The organism is Bradyrhizobium sp. HKCCYLS3077 (assembly GCF_051167555.1).
Classification (GTDB): domain Bacteria; phylum Pseudomonadota; class Alphaproteobacteria; order Rhizobiales; family Xanthobacteraceae; genus Bradyrhizobium.
Window position 1 is genome coordinate 345,551 of sequence record NZ_JBNPTH010000001.1, and the last position, 25,366, is coordinate 370,916.

General features: G+C 66.3%; 21 protein-coding genes. 14 read left to right on the forward strand and 7 right to left on the reverse strand.

Annotated features, from left to right (window positions below; all coding sequences use genetic code 11):
- The first annotated feature begins 175 nt into the window (after positions 1–175).
- Positions 176–430, forward strand: coding sequence for a hypothetical protein (locus tag ACQR0Z_RS01595; protein WP_434876241.1), 255 nt, complete (start codon positions 176–178; stop codon positions 428–430).
- 997 nt (positions 431–1,427) lie between these two features.
- The gene (locus tag ACQR0Z_RS01600) at positions 1,428–2,798 is read left to right on the forward strand and encodes a UDP-N-acetylglucosamine-peptide N-acetylglucosaminyltransferase (RefSeq protein ID WP_434917457.1); all 1,371 of its coding nucleotides are present in this window, start codon (positions 1,428–1,430) and stop codon (positions 2,796–2,798) included.
- 13 nt (positions 2,799–2,811) lie between these two features.
- On the opposite strand, the gene ACQR0Z_RS01605 is transcribed toward ACQR0Z_RS01600, so the two are convergent.
- Entirely contained in the window at positions 2,812–3,372 is a 561-nt protein-coding gene (locus ACQR0Z_RS01605) for a hypothetical protein (protein ID WP_434917458.1), read from the reverse strand.
- A gap of 119 nt (positions 3,373–3,491) precedes the next feature.
- On the reverse strand, positions 3,492–5,081 hold the full coding sequence (locus tag ACQR0Z_RS01610) for an ATP-binding protein (protein ID WP_434917459.1): 1,590 nt from the start codon (positions 5,079–5,081) through the stop codon (positions 3,492–3,494).
- Between the two features lie 256 nt (positions 5,082–5,337).
- On the opposite strand from ACQR0Z_RS01610, the gene ACQR0Z_RS01615 reads away from it, so the two are divergent.
- The 11 genes from ACQR0Z_RS01615 to ACQR0Z_RS01665 all read left to right on the forward strand — a co-directional run bounded on the left by ACQR0Z_RS01615 (position 5,338) and on the right by ACQR0Z_RS01665 (position 16,461).
- The gene (locus ACQR0Z_RS01615) at positions 5,338–5,799 is read left to right on the forward strand and encodes a DUF1348 family protein (protein WP_434917460.1); all 462 of its coding nucleotides are present in this window, start codon (positions 5,338–5,340) and stop codon (positions 5,797–5,799) included.
- A gap of 11 nt (positions 5,800–5,810) precedes the next feature.
- The gene (locus tag ACQR0Z_RS01620; RefSeq protein ID WP_434917461.1) at positions 5,811–6,371 is read left to right on the forward strand and encodes a TetR/AcrR family transcriptional regulator; all 561 of its coding nucleotides are present in this window, start codon (positions 5,811–5,813) and stop codon (positions 6,369–6,371) included.
- Positions 6,372–6,508: 137 nt separating this feature from the next.
- Positions 6,509–7,522 carry a formamidase gene (locus tag ACQR0Z_RS01625; RefSeq protein WP_434917462.1) on the forward strand — a complete coding sequence of 338 codons (1,014 nt, stop codon included), beginning with the start codon at positions 6,509–6,511 and terminating at the stop codon, positions 7,520–7,522.
- Positions 7,523–7,738: 216 nt separating this feature from the next.
- Positions 7,739–8,935: an acyl-CoA dehydrogenase family protein gene (locus ACQR0Z_RS01630; RefSeq protein WP_434917463.1), complete on the forward strand. Its 1,197-nt coding sequence runs from the start codon at positions 7,739–7,741 to the stop codon at positions 8,933–8,935.
- A gap of 233 nt (positions 8,936–9,168) precedes the next feature.
- On the forward strand, positions 9,169–9,513 hold the full coding sequence (locus tag ACQR0Z_RS01635) for an STAS domain-containing protein (protein ID WP_434917464.1): 345 nt from the start codon (positions 9,169–9,171) through the stop codon (positions 9,511–9,513).
- Between the two features lie 37 nt (positions 9,514–9,550).
- Complete coding sequence (locus ACQR0Z_RS01640; protein ID WP_434917465.1) at positions 9,551–11,632, forward strand: chemotaxis protein CheA; 2,082 nt, start codon at positions 9,551–9,553, stop codon at positions 11,630–11,632.
- Positions 11,632–12,102, forward strand: a complete 471-nt coding sequence (locus tag ACQR0Z_RS01645; RefSeq protein WP_434917466.1) for a chemotaxis protein CheW — start codon at positions 11,632–11,634, stop codon at positions 12,100–12,102. The genes ACQR0Z_RS01640 and ACQR0Z_RS01645 overlap by 1 nt, the downstream gene beginning before the upstream one ends.
- A gap of 26 nt (positions 12,103–12,128) precedes the next feature.
- Positions 12,129–13,946 carry a methyl-accepting chemotaxis protein gene (locus ACQR0Z_RS01650; protein WP_434917467.1) on the forward strand — a complete coding sequence of 606 codons (1,818 nt, stop codon included), beginning with the start codon at positions 12,129–12,131 and terminating at the stop codon, positions 13,944–13,946.
- Positions 13,947–14,001: 55 nt separating this feature from the next.
- A complete protein-coding gene (locus tag ACQR0Z_RS01655) occupies positions 14,002–14,490 on the forward strand; it encodes a chemotaxis protein CheW (protein WP_434917468.1) in 489 nt (162 codons plus the stop codon).
- A complete protein-coding gene (locus ACQR0Z_RS01660) occupies positions 14,471–15,352 on the forward strand; it encodes a CheR family methyltransferase (RefSeq protein WP_434917469.1) in 882 nt (293 codons plus the stop codon). The genes ACQR0Z_RS01655 and ACQR0Z_RS01660 overlap by 20 nt, the downstream gene beginning before the upstream one ends.
- 14 nt (positions 15,353–15,366) lie before the next feature.
- Positions 15,367–16,461, forward strand: coding sequence for a protein-glutamate methylesterase/protein-glutamine glutaminase (locus ACQR0Z_RS01665; protein WP_434917470.1), 1,095 nt, complete (start codon positions 15,367–15,369; stop codon positions 16,459–16,461).
- A 27-nt stretch (positions 16,462–16,488) separates the two neighbouring features.
- Here ACQR0Z_RS01665 and ACQR0Z_RS01670 read toward each other — a convergent pair whose 3' ends face one another.
- The 3 genes from ACQR0Z_RS01670 to ACQR0Z_RS01680 are packed head-to-tail and all read right to left on the reverse strand — an operon-like array spanning position 16,489 to position 20,722.
- Positions 16,489–16,728, reverse strand: coding sequence for a hypothetical protein (locus ACQR0Z_RS01670; RefSeq protein WP_434917471.1), 240 nt, complete (start codon positions 16,726–16,728; stop codon positions 16,489–16,491).
- Positions 16,721–20,011 (reverse strand): hypothetical protein, encoded by a 3,291-nt coding sequence (locus tag ACQR0Z_RS01675; protein WP_434917472.1) that lies wholly within the window; start codon positions 20,009–20,011, stop codon positions 16,721–16,723. Before ACQR0Z_RS01675 ends, ACQR0Z_RS01670 begins: the two co-directional genes overlap by 8 nt.
- 36 nt (positions 20,012–20,047) lie before the next feature.
- Complete coding sequence (locus tag ACQR0Z_RS01680) at positions 20,048–20,722, reverse strand: hypothetical protein (RefSeq protein WP_434917473.1); 675 nt, start codon at positions 20,720–20,722, stop codon at positions 20,048–20,050.
- A 318-nt stretch (positions 20,723–21,040) separates the two neighbouring features.
- Here ACQR0Z_RS01680 and ACQR0Z_RS01685 point away from each other — a divergent pair, with 318 nt between their 5' ends.
- Positions 21,041–21,937 carry an outer membrane protein gene (locus ACQR0Z_RS01685; protein WP_434917474.1) on the forward strand — a complete coding sequence of 299 codons (897 nt, stop codon included), beginning with the start codon at positions 21,041–21,043 and terminating at the stop codon, positions 21,935–21,937.
- A 64-nt stretch (positions 21,938–22,001) separates the two neighbouring features.
- On the opposite strand, the gene ACQR0Z_RS01690 is transcribed toward ACQR0Z_RS01685, so the two are convergent.
- Both ACQR0Z_RS01690 and ACQR0Z_RS01695 read right to left on the reverse strand, forming a co-directional pair.
- The gene (locus ACQR0Z_RS01690; RefSeq protein WP_434917475.1) at positions 22,002–25,148 is read right to left on the reverse strand and encodes a tetratricopeptide repeat protein; all 3,147 of its coding nucleotides are present in this window, start codon (positions 25,146–25,148) and stop codon (positions 22,002–22,004) included.
- 56 nt (positions 25,149–25,204) lie between these two features.
- On the reverse strand, positions 25,205–25,327 hold the full coding sequence (locus ACQR0Z_RS01695; protein ID WP_434917476.1) for a hypothetical protein: 123 nt from the start codon (positions 25,325–25,327) through the stop codon (positions 25,205–25,207).
- Between the last annotated feature and the right edge of the window lie 39 nt (positions 25,328–25,366).

Genomic DNA, 25,366 nt, shown 5'->3' on the forward strand with positions numbered 1-25,366 from the left:
GGGAGGCCGCCGCGTCTCGACCGCCGTCCAGGCGGATGCGGACAAATTGACGCATCTCATTAGGCAACGATTTGCCAACCATCCGCAGCACTGGCGCGGGCCGCTAACGATTTCGAAAACGCGCGGGTGCACCGTTGCCTCCGTCGTCCTGGGGGACGGAGAGAGGAGAGCAGTCATGATGAATGGGGAAGCGGTTCTCGAAAACGTGCGGCGCTATCGCACCATCGCCTCCTTGTACCGGCAGACGGCGGCATTCCGGCCGCATCAGCGCGAGTCGCTGCTGGCGCAGGCGGCCGAATGGGAAAGCCGCGCGGTCGCCGAGCTCGAGGATTACTTCATCGCGCGCCAGGCGCCGTCGCAGCCGCCTGCAAACATGAACTATCATACGCCGTCCTACACGCCGCCCGCCTGGCAGATGGCCGCGGCGTAGTCGCAAGGTCGCAGCCGAGCAGCCCCGCGGCGCAATCCGCGCCCGAGTTGGTGTGCCGATGGACCCTCTCCGAGCGAGAGGGGCAGGGAAGACCAGGCACCGACCGGTGCCCGTGGCCCCCGTGCGAGAAGAATGCACGGGGCAGGAACCACAGGTTCGGCCGACGACCGGCCCTCCCTGCGCAATGGGCTACGGCTTATACGTGCTCTTCTCGGTGCACCGGGCTTTCTGGCCACCGTATCGCGACAACGCTTTCGCGTTGCGCGGGACACCAGCATCGGGGTGTCAGAACCACACGACTTCACCGTCCGCAACGAACCGTTCGTCGGCATGCCCTTGGGCATGCTGCGATCCACTGCGGCCATCGCTCCCCGCCTCGCGTGTCGTGACGACCGCGATACGCCCTCTGCTCGAGGCGGTATGTCCGCATCAGACAATAGATTTCGAAAAAACGGAAGCAAAAAATTTTAGCGGTGGCATCTGGACAGGGGTCATCGCGTTGAGGCGGCGGGCGAAATGAGTTTTTCGGAGCATGTCGCCTCGTGGCGTTGGAGATCGAGCTGGAGTGGACCGGTCTGCCCGACGGGCGACTCACGCGTCGAAGATCTCGCCGAGCGATTAGTCCGGAGTTTCCCGAGACGACATCGGATTGGGAGCCGACAGCGGTGCTTCACACTGGCTGTCGTCCCGGACAAGCCACGACGCGCGCGAGCGCGTTGGGGCGCCGATCCGGGACCCATAACCACAGGGCGTCGGTGTTGGCACCACTGCCGCTCCAGCGTGCGCGACACGGGCAGCACGGAGTATGGATCCCGGATCTGCGCCCTGCCAACGCGGGCGCATTGTCAGGACTTGTCCGGGATGACGGCGGAGGGGATCGGCGGTCGTGTGTCTTCAAGCGGGGGAGCTTCGCATAACCGGCGCTTGGTGATCCCAGGGCTGGCGCAGGACTTGCTGAGCCTAAGGCGGCCGGCGGCTCCGGCGACGAGGGGACTCGATGAGAGCGTTCGGTCGCGACCGTGGCATGTGCGCCTGGGATGATTTCGCCCAGTCATCGATAGACGCCCGCCTGGCGCTGGCGGGAGCGCGGTCGGGGCAGATTCCGCCGTTCCTGATGCTGTCCGTGCCCGGAATGAGCGCGCGGGACCATCGCGTCTGCTCGGAGCTGTGGACGCGGGATCGCCTGGCCGCCAGCGGCGCGGAGCGAAGCCGCCTGGATTTCCGCTTCGACCTGGGGGTTCGCGACAAACTTCGTGTCGGCTACCTGTCAAACGACTTCCACGATCACGCGACCGCGCATCTGCTGATCGAGGCGCTCGAGGCCAACGATCGGACGCGCTGCGAGCTGCACGCCTTCTCGTTCGGGGCCGATGACGGCGGCACGATGCGCGGCCGGCTCAGCCGCGCCTTCGACGTCTTTCACGACATCACGGCGCTGAGCGACAGCGATGCCGCGACCGCGGTCCATGCGGCGGCCATCGACATCCTGGTCGACCTGAAGGGATTCACGCGCGGCGCCCGCACCGGAATCCTGATGCTGCATCCGGCGCCGGTCCAGGTGAACTTTCTCGGCTATCCCGGGACGCTCGGCCGCGACATCTGCGACTACATGATCACGGACGCGTTCATCACGCCGCCCTCCGCCGCGGCCGATTACGCCGAGAGCTTCGCCTATATGCCGCATTCCTACCAGCCGCATGGCCGGGCCAGCCTGGGGCCGCCACCGGCGCGCGGCGATGTCGGTCTGCCGGAATCCGGCTTCGTGTTCTGCTGCTTCAATCAGGCCTACAAGTTCACCCCGGACGTGTTCGACATCTGGTGCCGGCTGCTGGCGGAAAGCCCGGACAGCTTGCTGTGGCTGCTCGCCTCGGATCAGGCGCAGGGCAATCTGCGCGGCGAGGCGCTACGCCGCGGCGTTTCGCCGGACCGCCTGGTGTTCGCACCGGAGCTCGATCAGAAGGCGCATCTCCGCCGGCTGCAGCTGGCGGATCTCGTTCTGGATACCGCGCCGTACGGCGCGCACACCACGGCGAGCGATGCGCTCTGGGCGGGCGTGCCGATCCTCACCTGTGCGGGCGATACGCTGGCGTCGCGGGTGGCTGGCAGCCTGCTGCATGCGGTCGGCCTGTCCGAGCTGATTGCCTCCGACGAAGCCGATTACGTCGCGGTCGCGCTGACGCTTGCGGCCGAGCCCGACCTGCTGCAGGCAGCCAAGGCGAGGCTTCGGCGCAACCGCCTGGTCGCCCCCTTGTTCGATGCGCCGGCCTTCGCCCGATCGCTCGAGGATCTCTACGCGCAGATGTGGGACCGGTGGCGCCGCGGCGTCGGCCATGCGGCGATCTGGGCTGCCGCGACGCCACCCCGATGACGCTGCCGGTCCGTTACTCCCTTGCCATGCGCGCGGCGGCGAGCAGGCCGATCAGGGCGGTGAGCGCGCCGACGCTCATGGCGTTGATGGACACCAGCGAGGCGTAGTCGGACTCGGCGACGCGCATCAGCGGCTCGCCGAGACGGGCGTCGACGAACAGATAGGAGGCGAACGGCAAGGCCAGCAGCGGCAGCGACCGGAGGCGCTCCTCGGGACGAAACAGCAGCGCGCCGAGCAAAGCGCAGGGAATCAGGAACAGCTCGACGCCGCTATGGGTGCCGAACAGCTTGACGGAGAACACCGTATTGCCGGTGCCGGCCAGCACCATCAGGGCGCGGCCGGCAAACGGGTCGCGTCGCGCGAGCACGGGCACGCTGGCGAACAGCGGCAAGGTCAGCAGCGTGAGCCAGGCCGGCCAGGCGGCGGTGCCGGCGATCGCATGCAGATACAGCGGATAGAACGGCTGGTTGGAGACGATGACCAGGGCGACCTTGGCGGCGATGTCGGCTTGCGGATCGTCCGTCGTCGCATAGGCCTGGACGGCGGCGAGCCAGCGCCGGAACATGTCAATCATTCACGCAACCTCGACTCCGCTGATCGGTCCTGCTGATCGACCTTGCGCCAGCCGCTCATGAAACGCGCGCATGCGGCGGACGGATCAGCCGGCGCCGTTCCCGGCGCTGGTCCTTTGGGTCACGCATTCAGCGCCGTGCGGATCATGCGGGCGAGATCGGCACTCTGATAGGGCTTGGTCAAGAGCAGCACGCCGGCATCGAGGCGGCCGTGGTGCACGATGGCGTTTTCCGTATAGCCCGAGGTGTACAGCACCTTGAGGTTCGGCCGCCGCTTCAAGGCTTCGATCGCCAACTGACGGCCGTTCATGCCGCCGGGCATGATGATGTCGGTGAACAGCAGATCGATGCGGACGGGGCTGTCGATCAGCGCCAGCGCCTCGTCGGCCTTGCTGGCGGCGAGCGTGGTGTAGCCGAGCCGCTTGATCTGGGCGATCACATATTCGCGCACCAGGGAGTCGTCTTCCACGATCAGGATGGATTCGTCGCCGCGCTCCATGCCGGCCATGCTGATGTCGGCCAGCGCTGCGTCGGCGTCGCGGTTGGCTTGCGGCAGATACAGCTTCACCGAGGTGCCGTGCCCCGGCTCGCTGTAGATCTTGATATGGCCGTTGGACTGCTTGACGAAGCCATAGACCATGCTCAGCCCGAGGCCCACGCCCTTGCCGACGTCCTTGGTGGTGAAGAACGGCTCGAACACCTTGTCGAGCAAATTGGCCGGAATGCCGACGCCGGTGTCGCTGACCGCGATCATCACGTAGTTGCCGGGGATCACCTCCGGATTCATCCGCGCATAGGCGTCGTCGAGCAGCACGTTCTTGGTTTCGAGCGTGAGCTTGCCGCCCTCGGGCATGGCGTCGCGCGCGTTCAGCGCGAGGTTGAGGATCGCGGTCGAGAGCTGGCTGGGATCGATCATGGCCGGCGCCGAATCGTGCGCCAGCATGGATTCGATCTCGATCTGCTCGCCGAGCGTCCGCCGCAGCAGGCGGGCGGTGTCGACCACCATGCCGTTGATGTCGACGCTGCGCGGCTGCAGCGGCTGGCGCCGCGCGAACGCCAGCAGGTGCTTGGTCAGGTCGGCGCCGCGCGCGGCCGCCGAATTGATAAGGCTGGTGATCTGCACGAGCTGCGGACGGTCCTTCACGGCCTCGGCGAGGATCTCGATCGTGCCTGTGATCACGGTGAGGATGTTGTTGAAATCGTGCGCGACACCGCCGGTGAGCTGGCCGATCGCCTCCATCTTCTGTGCCTGGCGTACCTGTGCCTCGGTGGCCTCTATCTCCTGGAAGCGCCTCACCATGGCTTCCGCGGTGCGCCGCTGCCGCGTTTCCTCCTCGAGCTGCGCATAGGCATGCTTCAGCTCGGCCCGGGACGGCATCGTCAGCACGCGCGGCAGCAACAGCAGCAGCGCCGCGGCGATGCCTGCCGACATGAAGGCCAGGAAACCCTTGGTGGTCGCCTCGAGCACGTAGGCCGGCACCCACAAGGTCAGCACTTCGATCAGCCGCGTCAGTCCACATACCGACACCCAGAACGCGAATGCCCAGAAGATGTAGCTGAACTGAAAGTCGCGGCGACGATAGACCATGTAGGCGAGGACGAAGGCGATGGCGAAGAAGGCGAACGAGATGAGGGTATCGGACACCGCGTTCACCCAGATCAATTCAGGTGTCCACAGCAAACACTCGCCGTGCGGCGTGAGCTTCGACATGTCCCAATCCCCAACCCTGCGGCCAGCCACATTGCCTCATGGCTTTGCCGTCGCCTTGGCGTCCCCTTAGCAGAACATCGAATTTCCGTTGAGCACACAAGCGTGCTGACTGTCACATATCGCCGATTGGTAGAGCGGCACCGCGGCCGTTCGTTCGATGCACGCAGCGGTAGCGCGGCCCAGCCTTGCCATTGCGCTTGACGCGCGTTGTACCGAAAGGTACAGAGTGTTCATATCAGTACACAGGAGATTCGATATGGCCCCGCCCGTTCCGCCGTTCACGCTCGAAACCGCTATCCAGAAAGTCCGAATGGCCGAGGACGGCTGGAACAGCCGCGATCCCGAGCGGGTGTCCAAGGTCTACACGCCCGACAGCCGCTGGCGGAATCGCGCCGAGTTCATCAACGGCCGCGCCGAGATCGTCGCCTTCCTCACCCGCAAATGGGCGAAGGAGCTGGACTACCGGCTGATCAAGGAGATCTGGGCTCATAGCGACGACAGGATCGCAGTCCGCTTCGCCTATGAGTGGCACGACGATAGCGGCAACTGGTTCCGGTCCTATGGCAATGAGAACTGGGAGTTCGACGCCGAAGGCCTGATGCAGCGGCGCTACGCCTGCATCAACGATCTCCCGATCAAGGAGGCTGACCGCAAATTCCATTGGCCGCTTGGACGGCGCCCGGACGATCATCCGGGCCTGTCCGACCTCGGTCTCTGAGCACGCGCGCCATGCGGACGCTCTATGAGCGCGCCGATGTCGTGCCGCTGATCGCCGAGGTGTTCCGCGAGTTCGGCTTCGAGGGCACCTCGCTCAGCCGCATCACCGAGAAGACGGGCCTCGGCAAGGGCAGCCTGTATCATTTCTTCCCGGGCGGGAAGGATGAGATGGCGCGCGCCGTGCTGGCGCATGTCGACGGCTGGTTCGAGCGCGAGATCTATGCGCCGCTGCGCGACGGTCCGCCCGACGACGCCGTCGCGCAGATGTGGCGGGGTGTCGACGACTACTTCCGGTCCGGCCGCCGTGTGTGCCTCGTCGGCGCCTTCGCGCTCGACGAGACGCGCGATCGCTTCGCGGCCGATATCGCCAGCTATTTTACGCGCTGGATCGCAAGCTTGCGCGATGCGCTGATGCGCGCCGGCTGGCCGGCCGACCAGGCCATCGATCATGCCGAAGAGGTGGTGCTCGGCATTCAGGGCGCCCTGGTGCTGGCGCGCGCGACCGCCGACGAGGCCGTGTTCGGCCGCGCGCTCGCGCGGTTCCGGCAACGCCTGCAACAGCTCCCCGGCTGATCCCAGGGAACTGCCACGGGAACTGCCTCCTCAAGCGGCACTGCGTGGGCTGAAATATCGGCGCGCCGCGCCGGTGAAATCGTGGTTGTGTTGGGCGCAACGTCCCGAACAGGCGGCGACATCGAGGGAGGTCCGGCATGAATGGGTTAGGCGGTCTCAACAAATCCGATCACGGTGTGGTCATCGGACTGGTGCAGCTGCAGCTGCCGGTCGTCGTGACCAAGGACGATCTCGCGCGGCAGACCGAGAAGATCGTCTGGACGGTCGGCAAGGCCCGGCGCAATCTCGGCACCATGGACCTCGTGGTCTTCCCGGAATATTCGCTTCACGGCCTGTCGATGGACACCAATCCGGACATCATGTGCCGGCTCGACGGGCCGGAGGTCGCAGCCTTCAAGCAGGCGTGCATCGACAACAAGATCTGGGGCTGCTTCTCGATCATGGAGTACAACCCCGACGGCAATCCCTATAATTCCGGCCTGATCATCGACAGCAATGGCGACATCAAGCTGTATTATCGCAAGCTGCATCCGTGGATTCCGGTCGAGCCGTGGGAGCCCGGCGATCTCGGCATTCCCGTGATCGAGGGGCCGCGCGGCGCCAAGATCGCACTGATCATCTGTCATGACGGCATGTTCCCGGAGATGGCGCGGGAATGCGCCTACAAGGGCGCCGAGATCATGATCCGGACGGCAGGCTACACCGCGCCGATCCGCGAGAGCTGGCGCTTCACCAACCAGGCCAATGCGTTCCAGAACCTGATGGTGACGGCCAATGTCTGCATGTGCGGCTCCGACGGCTCGTTCGATTCCATGGGCGAGGGCATGATCGTCAATTTCGACGGCAGCATTCTCGCGCATGGCACCACCGGCCGCGTCGACGAGATCATCACCGCCGAAGTGCGCCCCGATCTCGTGCGCGAGGCGCGCATCGGCTGGGGCGTCGAGAACAACATCTATCAGCTCTGGCATCGCGGCTATGTCGCGGTGAAAGGCGGCGCGATGGACTGCCCCTACACCTTCATGCAGGACATGGTCGCGGGCACCTACCGCCTGCCGTGGGAAGATCAGGTCAAGGTGACCGACGGCACGTCCTGCGGCTTCCCGGCGCCGACCCGCGTGTTCGGCAAGATGGCCAAGGCGGCGGAGTAGCGGACTTCCCCTAAGGCTTCGCTGAAGCTCAACTGTCTCCGCCGTCATGGCCGGGCTTGTCCCGGCCATCCACGCCGTCCGGCATGCTGAGAACCACGTGGATGCCCGGGACGAGCCCGGGCATGACGAGGTGGAGGCGGTTCAGCGTAATCTTGACAGCTCGATCGTCTGCCAATTATTTTACATTTAAAATAATTGGCAGACAGGTCCGTCATCATGAGTGCATCGGCCAAGGTGATCCCGCGCGACTGGCTCGACTGGCCGTTCTTCGAGCCGAAGCATCGCGCGCTGTGTGAAAGGCTCGACGGCTTCGTCGCCTCCGGACAGCTCGACGATGTCGATCATGGCGACGTCGACGCCGCCTGCCGCAAGATCGTGCGTGCGCTCGGCGCGGCGGGGTTGCTCGACAGCGCCGTGGTGTCGCCCGACGCGGATGCCGGCGCCATCGACTCGCGCGCGATCTGCCTGTCGCGCGAGACGCTCGCTTATGCCGACGGCCTCGCCGACTTCGCCTTCGCCATGCAGGGCCTGGGCTCCGGCGCGATCGCGCTTGGCGGCTCGCCGGAGCTGCGCGCCAGCGTGCTGCCCAAGGTGCGATCGGGTGAATGGCTCGCCGCCTTCGCGCTGTCGGAGAAGGACGCAGGCTCGGATGTCGCCGCGATGGCCTGCGCCGCGCGGCTGGACGGCGACGCCTACGTGCTCGACGGCGAGAAGACCTGGATCTCCAATGGCGGCATCGCCGACGTCTACACGCTGTTCGCCCGCACCGGCGAAGCGCCCGGCGCGCGCGGCATCTCCGCCTTCGTCGTCTTCCCCGACGATCCCGGCTTCTCCATCGCCGAGCGCATCGAGGTGATCGCGCCGCATCCGCTGGCGACCTTGCGGCTGCAGAACTGCCGCATCCCGGCGAGCCGGCGACTCGGCGCGCCCGGCGGCGGCTTCAAGCTGGCGATGCAGACGCTCGACATCTTCCGCGCGTCGGTGGCCGCCGCGGCACTCGGCTTCGGCCGCCGCGCGCTCGACGAGTCGCTGGCGCATGCCTCGAGCCGCAAGATGTTCGGCGGTGCGCTGGCCGATCTGCAGATGACGCAGGCGGCGTTCGGCGAGATGGCGACGGAGACCGACGCGGCCGCACTGCTGACCTATCGCGCGGCCTGGCGGCGTGACGTGCAGAAGCTGCCGACGACGCGCGAGGCCGCCATGGCCAAGCTCGCCGCGACCGAGACCGCACAGCGCGTCATCGATCGCGCGCTGCAGATGTTCGGCGGCCGCGGCGTGCGCAAGGGCGAGATCGTCGAAAGCCTGTACCGCGAAATCCGCGCGTTGCGAATCTACGAAGGTGCGACCGAGGTGCAGAAGCTCATCGTGGCGCGCGAACTGCAGAAGTCGCGCACAGGGCGCGTGCGCGACTGAGGCCTTGCGGCGCGACAGGCCGTCCGTCGTGCTGCGCCAGATTGACGCATTCGGCCGTTCGGGCTCGAACTAACAACGTATGTCGCAGCGATCTCATCACTGTTTTGTCTCGATCATTCCGCGTGAATGCACGCGAGCACGCGTATGGCCGTCATTTGGATCACCCGGTAAACTCCGGGGGTCCTAGAATTCCCCTTTGATTTTAGTGAATCTCTAAGCCCGTCCTCGCAACGATGCCGCCGTCTTGTTCCGGTGGAGAGTCGTTCGTGTCCGAGGACGTGAAGTCGAAAGAGTCCGTAAAACTACCGGCCGACTGCAGTATCTCAGCGATCCGCGAAGTACACGAGCTGATCCGCGATGCGTTCGGACAGCACGCTGCGCTCGAGATCGATGGCTCCTGCGTCGACCGCGCCGACGTGACGTCGATCCAGCTCCTGATCTCGACCGCCAAGACCGGTCGCGAGCAGGGACGCGCGGTCGCGCTCACCGCGCCGTCGCAGGTGTTGTGCAACGTCATCAGGCGCGCCGGTCTTGCGGACGGCGATCATCATTTCACCAGCCAGATCGAATCGCGCTGATGACCCGCTCTCCGACCTCCCAAAGCGGTATGCAGCCATGAGCAGGCCGGATTGGACCGAGTCGTTCCGGCAGGAAGCCGCCGAGCTCCTCGACACGCTCGAAGGGGCGCTGCTGGATCTGTGCGATCAGCCTGACGATCGCGAACTCGTCGACTGCGCCTTCCGTGCGCTGCATACGATCAAGGGCTCGGGCTCGATGTTCGGCTTCGAGCGGGTCGCGCTGTTCACACATGAATTCGAGACGGCGTTCGACAGGGTCCGCCGCGGCGAGATCACGCCGACGCGCGATCTCATCTCGGTGGCGCTCGCGGCCAAGGACTACATCCGTTCGCTCGTCCAGTCGCCCGACAGCACCGATGACATCATCGGCGACGGCATTCTCGACGATCTCAGGCGCTTCGTGGCGCCGACCGGCGCGCCGGCCGAGACGCAGCCTGCGGCCGTCGCCGCCGTTACAGCCGAACCTGCAGCACAGGCCGGCTGGCGCCTGCAGCTCGAATTCGAGCACCACATCCTCCGCAACGGCTCCAATCCGCTGCACTTCCTCGACGACCTGAGCAAGCTCGGTCCCTGCTTCGCGGTGGCGCTGACCGATGCCGTTCCGCTGCTCGACGAACTGCAGCCCGAGGATTGCTATCTCAAATGGGACGTGACGCTGCATTCAACATGCAGCCGCGAGATCATCGACGACATCTTCATGTTCGTCGCCGAGGAGATGAAGCTGACGGCCACGCCGCTGTCGCTCAATGAGCTGCCGCCTGTGGCCGGGCCGACCGTTGCCGCGCCGCCGCTGCAGCCGGCCGCGCCCGAGACGCGGACGCAGACGCTGACCGAGGCGCCGGCCGCCACGGCGACGCCGCGCCAGAGCGCAAGCGAGAGCCAGGATCAGGAGCGTAGCGCGGAGCGGCGTCGTGACGAGCCGAAGCGCAGCGACGCCAGCGGCAATGCCACCGTGCGCGTGCAGGCGCGGCGTCTCGACGAGATGATGGACCGCGTCGGCGAACTTGTGATCGCGCAGGCGCGGCTGAGCCAGCTTGCCGCCGGCAGCGCCGACGTCTCGATCAAGCTGATCGCGGAGGAGATCGAGCGCCTTGCCGCGAGCCTGCGCGATACCACGATGGGCGCGCGCATGGTGCCGATCGGCTCGCTGTTCGGCCGCTTCCGCCGCCTGGTCCATGATCTCTCGCGCGACCTGGCCAAGCCGGTCGATTTCGTGACGTCGGGCGAGGACACCGAGCTCGACAAGACCATGATCGAATGTCTCGCCGATCCCCTGGTGCATCTGATCCGCAATGCGATTGACCATGGCATCGAGCAGACGGACGCGCGGGCGGCCGCCGGCAAGACCGAACGTGGCCGTATCGAGCTGCATGCCGTGCACTCCGGCGCGCAGGTGCTGGTGACGGTGCGCGACAATGGCGGCGGGCTCAACACCGCCCGGATCCGCACCAAGGCGGAAGAGCAGGGGCTGATCGCGCCGGGTGCGGCGCTCTCGGACGCCGACATCCACCAGTTCATGTTCCATCCGGGATTCTCGACCGCGCAGACCATCTCGGCGCTGTCGGGTCGCGGCGTCGGCATGGACGTCGTCAAGCGCACCATCGAGACGATGCGCGGCACCATCGACCTTGCGACTCGGCCGGGCGAGGGCACCACGGTGACGCTGCGCCTGCCGCTGACGCTCGCGATCATCGAAGGGCTCATGATCCGGGTCGGCGACGCCCGCTACATCATTCCGCTGTCGGCGGTCGAGGAATGCGTCGAACTCACCGCTGCCGATCAGCGCGCGCGCGGCCGCCACTTCCTCAACATCCGTGGCGATCTCGTGCCGTATTTGATGCTGCGCGACATCCTGCATGCGCGCGGCGCGCCGGACGACTATCAGAAGACGATCATCGTCTCGACGGGCGAGTCCCGCGTCGGCCTGGTCGCCGACCAGATCATCGGCAGCCACCAGACCGTCATCAAGTCGCTCTCCAAGCTGCACTCCGACGTCACGATCTTCTCCGGCGCGACGATCCTCGGCGACGGCACGGCCGCGCTGATCCTCGACGTGCCGCAGCTGGTCGGACTCGCCCAGACGCATGCCGATAAGCATCATCTCAACGAGGCCGCCTGATGGGACCGCACGCCGAGCAAGCCGCCGCCGCGACGATCGACGCCGCCGTCCAGGTCGTCATGATCGGGCTCGGCGACGAGAAGTTCGCGCTCGATGCCGCGATCGTGCGCGAGATCATCGATCCCGTGCCGGCGACGCAGGTCGCGGGCGCAAGGCCCTTCGTGCCGAGTATCATCAACGTCCGCGGCAACATCGTCCCGCTCGCCGATCTCAGGCTGCGCTTCGGCATGCCGGTGACGGAGGTGTCGGGCGACACCCGCATCGTGGTGATCGAGGTCCCGGTCGAGGACGAGCCGGTCATGGTCGGGGTCATCGCCGACAAGGTCTACGAGGTGACCGAGATCTTCCACGCCGATACGCAGCAGACGCCGCGCGTCGGCGTGAACTGGAAGCCGGAGTTCATCCGCTGCATCACCAAGTGGCGCGACGAGTTCGTCATCGTACCGAACATGGAACGCATTCTGAATTAGTCAGACCAGACTTCCGAGGGGCAATTATGAGATTCACGGTCAAGGCCAAACTGGCGGCATCGTTCGGTGTCGTGATCCTGCTGTCGATGATCGCGGGCGCGGTCGGCTACATGAAGCTGTCGGATACGATCGCGACGACGGAGACGATCGTCGGGGCCGCGGGGCGGATGGAAAAGGCGATGGAGCTGGAGACGAAGCTGCTGCTCCAGGTGCGCGCCGAGAAGAACGCGCTGCTGACGGCGACGGACGCCGAGTTCGACCGCTTTTCGGCGGAGATCGCGACCTTGCGCACGGCGATGGCCAAGACCAAGGACGAGATCTACGCGGTCGCGACCGAGAACGGGCGCAAGCTGCTGGATCAGTTCACCACCCATTTTGCCGCCTTCACCGCCGCGCAGGATGAAGGCTTGAAGCTCGGCCGGGCCGATCGCGCCAAAGGCGCGGTCCATTCGATGACGGAGGTGCGCAAGGCGGTCGGGCAGACCACCACCTCACTCGAGGAGTATGTGCACTACGTCCAGGGGCTGATGGCATCGCGCGCCGAGCAGGCCAGGGCCGATGGCGCCCGCGCGCAGCTGCTGCTGATCAGCCTGCTCGGCGCGGCGCTGCTGCTCGGCGTGTTCGCCGCACTCTGGATCGCGATCAACATCAGCCGCGGTCTCTCCCGCGCCGTCGGTCTCGCCGAGGCGGTGGCGATCGGCGACCTCAGCCAGACCATCTCGCACAAGAGCAATGACGAGGTCGGCGACCTCATCAATTCGCTGAACGTGATGACGGTGAACCTGAACAAGATGGCGAAGGTCGCCGATGAGATCGCCAACGGCAATCTCATCATCGAGGCGAAGCGGATGTCGGACAAGGATACGCTCGGCATGGCGCTGGAGCGCATGGTCGAGCGGCTGCGTCAGATCGTGTCGGAGGCGCTCACAGCGGCGCAGAACGTGTCGGCAGGCAGCCAGGAACTGTCGGCCAGCGCCGAGCAGCTGTCGCAGGGCGCGACCGAGCAGGCGTCTTCGGCCGAGGAGGCGTCGTCGGCGATGGAAGAGATGGCGGCGAACGTCAAACAGAATGCCGAGAACGCCAGCCAGACCGAGAAGATCGCGGCGCAGTCCGCCAAGGATGCGGAGGCCAGCGGCACCGCGGTCGGCCGCGCCGTGGAGGCGATGCAGACCATCGCCGGCAAGATCACGATCGTGCAGGAGATCGCGCGGCAGACCGACCTGCTGGCGCTCAACGCCGCGGTCGAGGCGGCGCGCGCGGGCGAGCACGGCAAGGGCTTTGCGGTGGTCGCCTCCGAGGTGCGCAAGCTCGCCGAGCGCAGCCAGGCGGCGGCGACCGAGATCGGCCAACTGTCCAGCGACACCCTCAAGGTCGCGCAGGACGCCGGCGGGATGCTGTCGAAGCTGGTGCCGGACATCAAGCGGACGGCCGAGCTCGTGCTCGAGATCACGGTGGCCTGCCGCGAGCAGGACGTCGGCGCGGCGCAGATCAACCAGGCGATCCAGCAGCTCGACCAGGTCGGCCAGCAGAACGCCAGCGCCTCCGAGCAGGTGTCGGCGACATCCGAGGAGCTCGCGGCGCAGGCCGATCAGCTGCAGGCGACGATCGCCTTCTTCCGCATCGACCAGCGCGCCGGCGACGTCGAGGACGCGCCGATCGACGCGGCCGTCACCCAGCTGCGCGGCAAGGCCGCGAGCATGGCTGCCGCCGACCGCGGTGCCAAGAAGCCGATGCCGAAGGCCAAGCCCGCGCGCGCGGTCAAGGCGGCCGGAGGCGGCGGCTTCTCGTTCAGCCTCGAGGATGGCGAGGACGAGCGCGACGAAGATTTCCGGCGTGGAGCCTGACGGCGCGGTGGCGCGCGCCGGTCCCCGGCTGCGCCAGGAGGGAGCAGGGCAGAGCATGGCCGAAACGTCTCAATATCTCACGCTTGGTCTTGCCGGCGAAACGTTCGGCATCGGCATCCGCAACGTCCGCGAGATCCTCGACATGAGGCCGATCTCGCGGCTGCCGCACGCGCCGCATTTCCTGCTCGGCATGATCGACGTGCGCGGCAGCGGCTATCCGATCGTCGACCTCCGGCTCAAGCTCGACCTGCCGAGCGTCGCGGCGACGGAAGCGACACGGATCATCATCCTCGACGTGCCGGTCGGCAATCGGCTGGTCGGTGTCGGCTTCGTCGCCGATTGCGTGTTCGAGGTCACCGACATCGACGAATCCACCGTCGAGCCGGTCCCCGAGGTCGGCGGCCGCTGGACGTCCGACTACATCTCCGGCATCGGACGCAAGGGAGACAAGTTCGTCGTGCTGTTCGATCTGGCCAAGCTGATGGCCCATACCGGCCTGCCGGCCGCAGCCATCCCTGGTGGTCATGCCCCAGCCGCAGCTTAAGCCTGCCTGGGCGAACGCCTATGTCGGCGGAACGCTCTCGGAGCCGCATTTCCGCGCGCTCGCGCAACTGATCGAAGCTCAGGTCGGGATCAAGATCCCGCAGGGCAAGCGTTTCATGCTGGAAGGCCGGCTGCTGAAGCGGGTGCGCGCGCTCGGCCTGTCGGATATCAGCGAGTATGTCGATGCCCTGTTCGACGCCAGCCAGTTCGAGGACGAGCTGATCCACCTGATCGACGTCGTCACCACCAACAAGACCGATTTCTTTCGCGAGCCCGCGCATTTCGATTTCATGCGCCAGACGGCGGTGCCCGAGCTGATCAAGCAGCGCGGCGGCGCCGATCGCGTGCATAAGCTGAAGGTGTGGAGCGCCGCGGCTTCGATGGGAATGGAAGCCTATACGATGGCGATCGTGCTGGACGACATGGTCCGCAGCGGATCACGCATCGATTTCCGTGTTCTCGGCACCGACATCTCCAATCCGGTGCTGCGCATGGCGCAGAAGGCGATCTACGACATCGAGGCCCTGAAGCCCGTGCCGGAGTCGCTGGCGAAGCGCTACTTCCTGCGTTCGCGCGAGCCGGCTCGCGCCGAGTGCCGCGTGGTCCCGGAGCTGCGCAGCCGCGTCAGTTTCCAGCGCATGAACCTGATGTCACCGACCTATCCGGTCGATCGCGACGTCGACATCATCTTCTGCCGCAACGTTCTCATCTATTTCGACAAGCCGACCCAGCGCAAGGTCGTGACCCAGCTGGCCTCGCACCTGCGGCCGGGCGGCTATCTGATGGTCGGTCATTCCGAATCGATGGTTCACAATGTCGTCCCTGGTCTCACACAGGTCCGACCGACGATCTTCAGGGTCTAAGGGGGGGCGAACGCATGACCAGCCAGAAGGTACGTGTTCTGATCGTCGACGATTCCGCGTCGGTCCGGCAGGTCGTGACGACGATCCTCAGCGAGGATCCCGACATCGAGGTCATGGGAGCGGCGGCCGATCCATTCGCCGCGGCGCGCCGGCTCGAGAAGGAGTTGCCCGACGTCATCCTGCTCGACATCGAGATGCCGAAGATGGATGGCCTGACCTTCCTGCGCAAGATCATGGCGCAGCGGCCGATCCCCGTCGTGATCTGCTCCGCTGCCACGGAGAAGGGATCGCAGCTCGCCTTCGAGGCGCTCGAGGCGGGCGCGGTCGACATCGTGCCCAAGCCGCGCGTCGATACGCGCCAATCGCTGGTGGAGGCATCGGGACGGCTGCGCGATGCGGTGAAGTCGGCGGCGCGTGCCCGCGTCAAGCAGCGCACCGCGCGCCCCCTGGTCGTCGAGAAGAAGCTGACCGCCGATGCGATGCTGCCGCCGCCGGTGGAGACCCGCGCGCGGCCGAAGACCGAGCGCATCGTCTGCATCGGCGCGTCGACGGGCGGGACCGAGGCGCTCGCCGAGGTGCTCATGGCTCTGCCTGCCGACAGCCCTGGCATCCTGGTGGTGCAGCACATGCCGCCCGGCTTCACCCTGGCGTTTGCACGCAGGCTCGACGGGCTCTGCGCCATCAATGTCAAGGAGGCCGAGGACGGCGAGACCGTGCAGGCCGGCTGCGCCTATATCGCCCCGGGCGCCCGCCACATGCTGCTGCAGCGATCAGGCCTGCGCTATCATATCGCAGTCAAGGACGGGCCGCCGGTCTCGCGTCACCGTCCGTCGGTCGACGTGCTGTTCCGCTCCGCCGCGCAATATGCCGGCCGCAATGCGCTCGGCGTGATCATGACCGGCATGGGCGACGACGGCGCCCGCGGCCTTCTGGAGATGCGCAAGCTCGGCGCCGCCACGCGCGCACAGAACGAGGAAAGTTGCGTCGTGTTCGGCATGCCGAAGGAAGCGATCGCCTTGGGCGCCGCCGAGAAGGTCGTGGCGCTCGATCAGATCCCGCGCGAGATCGTGTTGTGGCACCAGGCAGCGCACACGGCCGCGGCGGAGTAGTGCGGCGCCGACGGCCTTTGAACCGGCTCAGCGCCGTTTTTTAACCGGCCCCCGCGGGGTCGGCTTGGACCGTTCGGGATCGGTGAAGCCGCGCGAGAATTTCTCATAGAGATCGTCCAAGGACCGCACACCGAACGCGATGTCGGGCCGCTCGCTGTCCGCGCGCGAGGACGAGCTCTTCGAGGTGATGCGAAAACTCGGCAACTCCGAGAGAGACGACGGGACGGAGCTCTCGCGCACCGTCGGCTTCTTCGTGCTGTCAGACATCGAGGCTGGCCTCTTCGAATATGGTGGCTTCCAGCGCCTTGCGCCGGATCAACCAGCCCAGCACGTCATCATACGCCTCTAGCTCACCTTCCGGAAGGGCCAGCAATGGCCGGCTGTCGGGCGACGGATCGAGCTTTGGCGGCTCCGATGCGATGCTGGTGCTCTCGTTCTGGAACACCAGGAGGTGGCCCTCCTTCCGCTCGGGAGATTGCATGATGATGAGCGCCCAATCCTCCTGCTCCGGCCCGTCGAGCAGGCTTGCCGCCTCGGCGAGCAGGCGGCGCCCGAAGCCGAGCGCCGCCAACGCGGCGAGGAACAACCAGCGTGGTGCATAACCGTCATCCGGCGACGAGAAGCCCAATACGCAGATCCTGCTCCACTGAGCCAGACTCATGTTGGCGAGGTTGCGCTGAAACAGGTTGCCGGGAGACTCCTCTGCCGCGGCGCAGACGATATCGGCATAGCTCGGCGGCTCGACCAGCGATGACGCCGAGATCAGATGCTTGAAGACCCGGTCCCGCCAGACGCTCCAGAGTTGCGGGCGGCGATAGGCTTCGATGGCCGGTGTGCTGTTTGTCAGACCCTGGCTGAGTGTCTTCAGGTTTGCCGACCAATCCTTCACCGACTGGACGTCATCTGTCAGTGCTGGGCCCTGCGGGTCCGCCGGGCGGCCGGTGATCGCATCGAGCATGATGACGAACGTGTCCGACTGCTGAAAGAACGCCTGGAGATCGACATAGCGCGCAACGGCCTTGAGAGCGACGCGGAGCGGCATCAGCTCGGGGCTTCCGGACGGGCGCGCGTCGGCTGACACCTGGCAGGCCAGGCGGAACAGCGCCGCGAGCTTGATGCCGTTCTGTCGGGCAAAGCCGATGACGGCTCCGATCAGCGGAAGATCCTTCGCCATTCCGTCATAGGGCCGGTCGAATTTGCTGGCATCGTCGAGCCGCCGCTTGGCCCGATCGAGTTCGGCTACGTCGACCGTCGCTGGGAGAATCTGCAGCGTGATCAGATCCTGGATGTCCATTCCGTGCGTGCCCAGCGCCGCGGTGAGCGCACTGAGGAATTCCAGTGGATCGTCGATCTGCTTCTTGATCGCCGTCGGCAGTCCTGCAGCGGCGAGCGCACTCCGCAGCTTGTCGCGGACGACGACCTCTTCGCCATACATGTCGTAGATGAACTTGTACTCGCGCGTGTCTCCGATGCGCTCGATCAGGTTCGGCTGCGGGATGATCGCGGCCATGTCCGAGCGGCCATCCTTCGACAGCTCATCCTTCAGCTCGACGCAGTCGCAAACCAGTTCGGCAAAGGCTGCGACGCTGCGATCGATCAGGTCGAGGTCGAGGGGGCCGACGCCGCTGCGAAGCAGGCGCTGCTCGGCGGTTTCGCCTTCGCGTGCCGCCGGAGCTCCGCTCCGTTCGAGCAGGCAATCGACGATCGCGGCCCGGTCGAGCTTGACTTTCGCCTGCTTCTTTTCCCAGGCGCGTGACAACAGGTAGAGGGCGTCGATCGCCAATTGCATGAAGCGCGGCTCCGCCTCGATCCGCTGCCGGATGCCGTCGCGCTTGAGGATCAGTCCGATGGCCAACTGGATGCTGGCCGCGAACGTGTATTCGAGCCGCTTCAGATCCGCAGGCGTCCGCCGCAGCCGTCCGTCGACGTCGCACTGCTCCGCCAGCTCGCGCAGAACCTCGGCCATGTTCAGCTTGGACCGGTGCAGCACGAACAGCCCGAAGATCGCGCGTGCCGCTTCGTCCGGCAGATCCTGCTGCGACGCCGGCACCCAGATGGTGATGGCGCGCAGGAATTCCACGAAACGGTCGGGATGCGGAAGAATGAACAGGAAATGGCTGAAATAGGTGTGCTCGACCGGAAACGCCTCGCGCTCGACCTTGTCCATCAGCGCGTCATAATACTTGCGGTCGGTCAGGAAGCAGAAGCATCCGAAATCGGTCGTCAAATGCTTCAGATTCTTGATCAGGGTCGAAATCGAGGTTGCCGCATCGTCCAGCTTGTCGAGCTCGTCGAGCATGAAGACCGGTGCCAGGCCGGCTTCGCGGACGCGCTCGATCACGACAGGAAGGTCGCGTTCGAGCGATTGCTTGTCGCGATTGCGGACGAAAGTGTAGTCGATCGACCGCTCGGACTTGGCCGTGCGCTTGCTCGTCCAATTCAGCGTCAGCGTGCCGAGCAGCCATGCGCCGAGACCGAGCACGATCGCCGCCGGCGCACCCAGGGTGTCCACGCTCAGCGCGCCGACGCCGGCGCCGACCGCGAGGCCCGCGACCTTGTTGATCGCGTCCTTGAAGACAGCCTCGTTCTTGACGTCGAAGCTGCGCTCGCGCGACTGGCTTTCCTTGTCGGTCTGCGTCGATTTGACCGTGCCAGAGCACACCTCGAAGGCCTGCGCCGCGGTGGCCAGTGCGACGATCTCGCGGATGCCGCGGTCGTTGAGCCCGGCCTTGGCCAGCGCGGCTCCGACGTCGTAAGGCCACAACACGCCGGCATCGACCCGGCCCAGCCGGCGATAGAAGGCGCGGAGCGTGCCCGGGCGGGGAACGTTGTCGAGCTCGAGCGTAAACTGACCGGCGAGCTCCAGATAGTCGGCGACCTGCGCGCGGGGCGTGCCGGCCTGCTCGGCCTGATAGATCTCGTCTCTCGCATGGTTGGTGAAGGACCGCCCGAACTCCGCGGCGAGTGCGCGATAGAGCGCGACCGTGATCTGTTCGAGCGCCGTCACCGTCAGGTCGGGCGCGGCCGGCGCAGGCTGTTCAGGTGCGGCGGGCTCACCGCCGCCCTCCGCCATCTGCGCTCCGCCGGTCGTGATCTCGATCGTGACCTCGGGCTTGGTCTTTGTCTTGCTCTTGGCGCCGGGCTTGGTCTCGGAATTATTCGGCGCGGCGGACTTGTCTGCAGCAGGCGCCGGCCTGGTCGCTGCCGGAAGAAGGCTCGGGCCGTGGAGCTTCACCAACAGCGGCCGCTGCTGATTGAGCATGCGTCCCCGATCGCTGCCCTTGGCGCTGGCCGTCTTGACTGCCTTGTCGATGATCGAGCGGTTGAGGTCATCGACGACCTGGCGGACCAGCGAGGTCTTGCCGGCACCGCGATGGCCCGCGACCAGGAACGAGCGCCCCGGTACTTCACCCTTCACGTAGCGGGTCAGCTCCCGCATCAGCGTGTCATAGGCGTTCGAGGTGATGAAATGCGCGCGCGCGGGAAACGGCCATTCGCCGAACCATTCGACGGCGCCTTGGTCGTCACGTTCGTTGAGGATGAATGTCACGGCGGCTGCGCCTGGCTCACGCTGTTGATCTCGAACTCACGGCTTCGGCGTTGCCGCGGACTGCGGAGCCGCAGCCGGCTGCGCCGCGACCGCGTTGGTTGTCGTTGGCTTGGTCGTGGTATCGCTGCCGCTCGCGACCTTGGTCTCGGTGGTGGTGCCTTGCGGGCGCGAGATCTGGACGGACACGATCGCGCAGCAGGCAAACAGGAAGGCCGACACGATCAGGCTGGTCGCCGAGGACAGACGCCATCCACCCAGCGCGCTGCCGAGGCCGCCCCAACTGGTCTCGAATTCGATCGCCTCGCCCTGCCGGAACAATGACAGGGCGTTGGCGGCGGCGACCAGGGCCACGCTGCCGAGCATGACGACGAGCACCGCCTGAACGAAGGAGAGCTGGCCAGTGCGCGCGGCCGCCGTGGCCATGGTGGCGGTGGCGAAGATCGCGACCGGAAGCCACGTGTTCTGCGCTTCGCCGTTCGGCGTCTGCCGCGACATCAGGATGGCGACGAAGCCGCCGATGCCGCCCACCGACAGCAGGACGAGGACCAGGGCCTGCGCCTCGGCCAGCCATGCGCGCTCACTGAGCAAAACACAGGCGGCGAACCCCAGCACCATGCCGAACACCGTGGCGGCGATCACCCAGCGGGTGATCAGCCAGGAATCGACCTGCCTGGAGTCGGCCTCAGCAGCCGTGCGGTTTGCGTCCGACATCGAGCTCCCCACCAGCGAGCGCCGAATCGCCGAGACTGACGCCGCGCGTCAGCGCTGTCCGGCTTGCAACGGAAGGTAGCGTAGCCGGAATCCGGCCGCCATGGCTATCGTTCCCTGCCTGTTATTGAGGCGACGGGACCTGGCCCGGCGTGCCGCCGAATGGCCTCCGTCATTTGGATGAGGCAAACGAGAAACACTCGGTCTGAAAAATGCCGCGATGCGGCCAGGGTTGAGCTCTCTGTCGTACCGGATCGCGTGGCCGGACCGTAAGATCGGTTCATCATTGGAATGACCCGTCGGACGATCATGCAAAGCCGCTTGCTTTCGGGACTCATCATCGGACTCGCTCTCGCAGTCGCTGCCCCGGCCTTCGCGGCGGACCTACCGGTCTCCGTCCAGAAGCGAAGAGCGGAGCCGCAGCAGCAGTCGCGGCAGACGAACTCGAAGAGCAAATGGTCCGGCGGGCAGCTCGGCGGCTCCAACGGTGTCAGCTCGGTCAACAACAACTTCGTCGATCCCGGCGCCTATGTCTGTCCGGCCGCCTATCCATTCGGTGTGAGCTGTTTCGAGACCCCGTTCTCATTCAACCGTCATCCGCTGAGCTACACGGTCGGACCCTTCTTGGGATACCGCTGGCAGTTCGGAGATACCGTTTTCGGCGTCGAGGCCGACTGGTCGTGGAAGCGGGCCGAGAGCTCGGCGTTGCAGGTGCTGCCGACGGTCTGTTTCGACGCGGCCTGTCTCACCAGCCGGTCCGACACCAAGTTCGGGTCGGTCCGGCAGAACTGGGATGCCTCGCTCCGCCTGCGTTACGGCCTGCTGGTGACCCCGGACACGCTGGTCTACGGCACCGCCGGCCTCGCCGTAGGCAACATCTCCGGCTCATTCACCTATGTCGGCGCGCTCACCCAGACGACGATCATCCCCTCGTTCCCGCCGGTCATCACGCCCGGCAGCACGGCAACGGCGTCAGCGAGCTGGTCGGACACGCGGGTCGGCGGCACCGCCGGTGTCGGCGTCGAGACCGCGCTGTGGGACAATTGGAAGGCGCGTATTGAATATCGCTACACCGATTTCGGCAGCTACACCAAGACGGTCGCGGTCAACACCGTCTGCGTCGCGCCGACCGGCTGCAGCGCCCCGTCGAGCAGCGCGACGATCAATCTGCGCGAGTCCTTCCACACCATCCGCGTCGGCATCGGCTTCGACTTCTGACCGCCGCGCCACTGTAAACGTCCGGCATGTCGCATCAGGCCACGCGCGCCACCCGTGCGGGCGCCTATTGCCGGGCGCCTTCTCCGATCAGCGAGAACGGACCCCAGATCGCCGGATGGGCATTGGTTCGCGACGTCCGGTCATCGAGATAAGCGAGCATCGCGCGCCGCAGGGCCTCGGCGCGGCCGAGCGTTGGATCGGCTTTGAGCGCGGCAAAGGTCATCGTGTTCAGCCGCGTCGCCGCCTCGGAATCCACGGGCCAGTGCGAGACCAGCAGCGCGCGCGCTCCCGCGAAGAAGAAGGCGCGGGCCAGACCTGACAGCGCCTGCGCGCCGGGCTTGTCGCCGGCGGCCGTGTTGCAGGCCGACAGTACCACCCAGTCCGCATTGAGCTTGAGCTGCGCCGCCTCGCTCGCCGTCAGCAGGCCATTGTCCTCCTCGGTCGGTTGGGCGGGGAGGCTGAGCAGCAGCGCGGGTTCGGCCAGGCCCTTGACGTCGCCGGCGACGAGGCCGTGGGTGGCGAAATAGACGATGCGAAAATCCGACAGCGGCGCATGCTTGACGGTGGTGACGCTCGCGTCGCGGCGGAGATGAATGTCCGACAGCGCCGCGCCGAGATCACGCGCCACCGCCTTGAGCTCGTCCGCGGTATCGGGAAGACGCGGCGCCGATGCGAGCGCGGAGCGATCGAGACCCGCGCCCCGCCAATATTCGGTGTAGGCGCGTGCCATTCCCCTGGCGCGGCCGAGATCCCTGCTTTGTCCCGTCGCCTGCTCGTCACTGAAGACGGGGTCGCCAAATCCGATCATCGGCTTCTGGTTCGAGTCCCGCCGGACGAAGGAGCGGAGCGTCTGCAAGCTCCCGACGGATGGCAGCACCGTGATCGCCTGGCGCTTGATCAGCCACGCGGCATCGCGATACGGCGTCGTGTCCGGCCCGGGCGTCTTGCTGCTGGACGGCGCCGCCGCCTTGGGTGGCGGCTCCGTCACGAGCAGGTGAAACGGCAGCGCGGTCAGCGCGCCCGACGAGACCACCAGCAGATTGCGTTTGGTCCTCACGAGACCGTCGACCGGACCGATCAGCTGCGCGAACATCCGGGAGGCGAGGTCGAGGTCGAACGGCTGCGGGTTGTCGATGTCCAGGCCCTTGCGGAATTTGACGATCTCGGCGGCAAGGTCGGCGCCGCCGGTCGGCAGCGTGCGCCAGTCGAAAGCCTCCGCCGTCAGCGCGAAGACGTAGCTCTCCTTGTCGCCGGTCAGAAACAGCAGCAGCGCCTCGTCCGGTCCAAGCAGCTTCTGCGCGCCCTCGACCGCCAGCGGCCTGGGCGCCGACAGCTTCGCATAGTCGGGAAACTGCTGTTGAAGCTGCGCGGCATTGTCGGCCAGCTTGCTTTCGGTGTCGGCAATGCTCTTGCGGATGTCGTCGACGCGCGCCGCCGTCGATGCGCCGTCGAGGGTCGACAGCGCCGAGACCAGCGCCCTGTTGCGATCGCGCAGATAGGCGGAGAGATCCTGGTTGGTGCGCACCAGCGCGGCGAGCGCATCATTGCCGGCGGCGAAGCGCGGCCCGAGCTGTTGCAGCGCTGTGCCTGCCGATGACTGGATGCCCCATTGCGCCACCTCGAACGCCTCGCGGCCGCCCGCGTGGCTGGAGCTTGCGTCCGCGCGGGCCGCAGCCGCCAATGCGGCCACGTGAGTCACGAAGATGTCGCTGCGCTGCTCGATCAGTCCGCCCGATCCGTCGGCCGGCGGCAGGCCTGGCGACATGTCCTCATCCGCATGCGCCAGAATCCGAGCTGTCGCCTTCCTGGAATAGGCGACCGCCTCGGCTGGCCTGTCCCGCGACAGGCTCAGGGACGCGAGATCGTTGAAGCCGCGCGCCACCTCCGGATGGTTCACGCCGCGCCATTTCTCGTTGATCGCGAGCGCCCGCTTGTACGCCTGCTCCGCGTCGTCAGGGCGGCCCTGGTGCTCGAAGAGGTGGCCCTGGCTGATCAGCACCGTCGCAAGGAAGCGGTGGTCGGCGCCCACCGTCTTGGTCAGGATGGCGAGCGCGCGCCTGAACTGCGCATCCGCTTCGGCATAGCGGCGCAGCCCGTCATAGGCCACGCCGAGCTTGCGCAGCACTTTCGCAGTGTCGGGATGCTCCGCTCCGAGCGTCGTCTCGGCGATCGCCAGCGCGCGCCTGGCGAAGGTCTCGACATCGCCATAGCGCTCCTGGGATTCGTAAATCGCGGCGAGATTGTTGAGGATCGTGGCCACGCCGACACTGTTGGCGCCGAACGCCGCCTCGCGGATGACGAGCGCGCGCTTGTAGAGCGCCTCGGCCTCGTCGAACCTGTCCTCGTCCGCATAGACGCTGGCGAGATTGAGCAGCGAGGTGGCAAGCCGCGGATGGTTCGGGCCGAGGGCTTTTTCCCAGATCCCGATGGCCCGGCGGTAGAGGCTTTCTGCCTCCGCATAGCGGCCGATGCGCTCGTCGACATGCGCGAGATTGTTGAGACTGGCGGCGACGTCGGGATGATCAGGGCCGAGCGCCTGCTCGCGGATCGCCAGCGCACGCCTGGTGGCCTTCTCCACCTCCGCAAAGCGGCTCTGGTCCTCATACAGCCGGGTGAGATTGTTGAGAACGAGGGCGACCTGGAGGCTGTTGGGTCCGTTGTTCTTCTCGGCAAGCTCGAGCGCGCGCTGGTACTGCGCCTCCGCATGGCGCGCCTGGCTGGTGTAGACGTCTCCGAGATTGCCGATCAGCCTGACCGCTGCGGGGTCGTTGGGGCCGAGCGACTTGGTCGCGATGTCCAGGGCGCGCTTGTAGAGCGTTTCGGCCTCGCCACTGTTGCCCTGCAGGAGCTGGACGGTGGCGAGGTTGGCCAGCGCCTGCGAGATGCGCGGGTCGGACGGCGGGATGTTCTTTTGCAGGGCATCGAGGACGCGGCCGAACATGCCGGCTGCCGTCGTGTAGTGACCGAGCTCCTGATGCGCACGGGCGAGGTCGTTGAGCGCGACGACATAGGCGATGTTGTTGGTGCCGGCACGTCTGGCCGCGGCCTCGGTCGACTGCGCCTGCGCGAGCGCGCCGGAATAGTTGCCGGCCGTATAGAGTTCCGAGAAGCGCTTCTGCGCCGCTTCGATATCGAGCTTCTGTGCCGCCGCCGGCACCAGCGCGGCCGCCACGAGAAGCCCGATCAGTCCATTCCACCAGCTCGACCGCATCAACACGCATCCACCGACGAGGAGCAGCCGACATCGGCCGGCCCGCTCTTCTGACACTACCCAAGTTTGAAGCAGATCGCCGCCGAATGCACGCGCTTGTCGCGGCGGCGCAAGGCTCCCATGCCGAAGAGGATCAGCGTGTCATCCGAACGGATGACATCCGCGCCGATGATCGGCATGCCGATCTTCCTTTCGCTCCATCTTCGCGCCGGAGATGA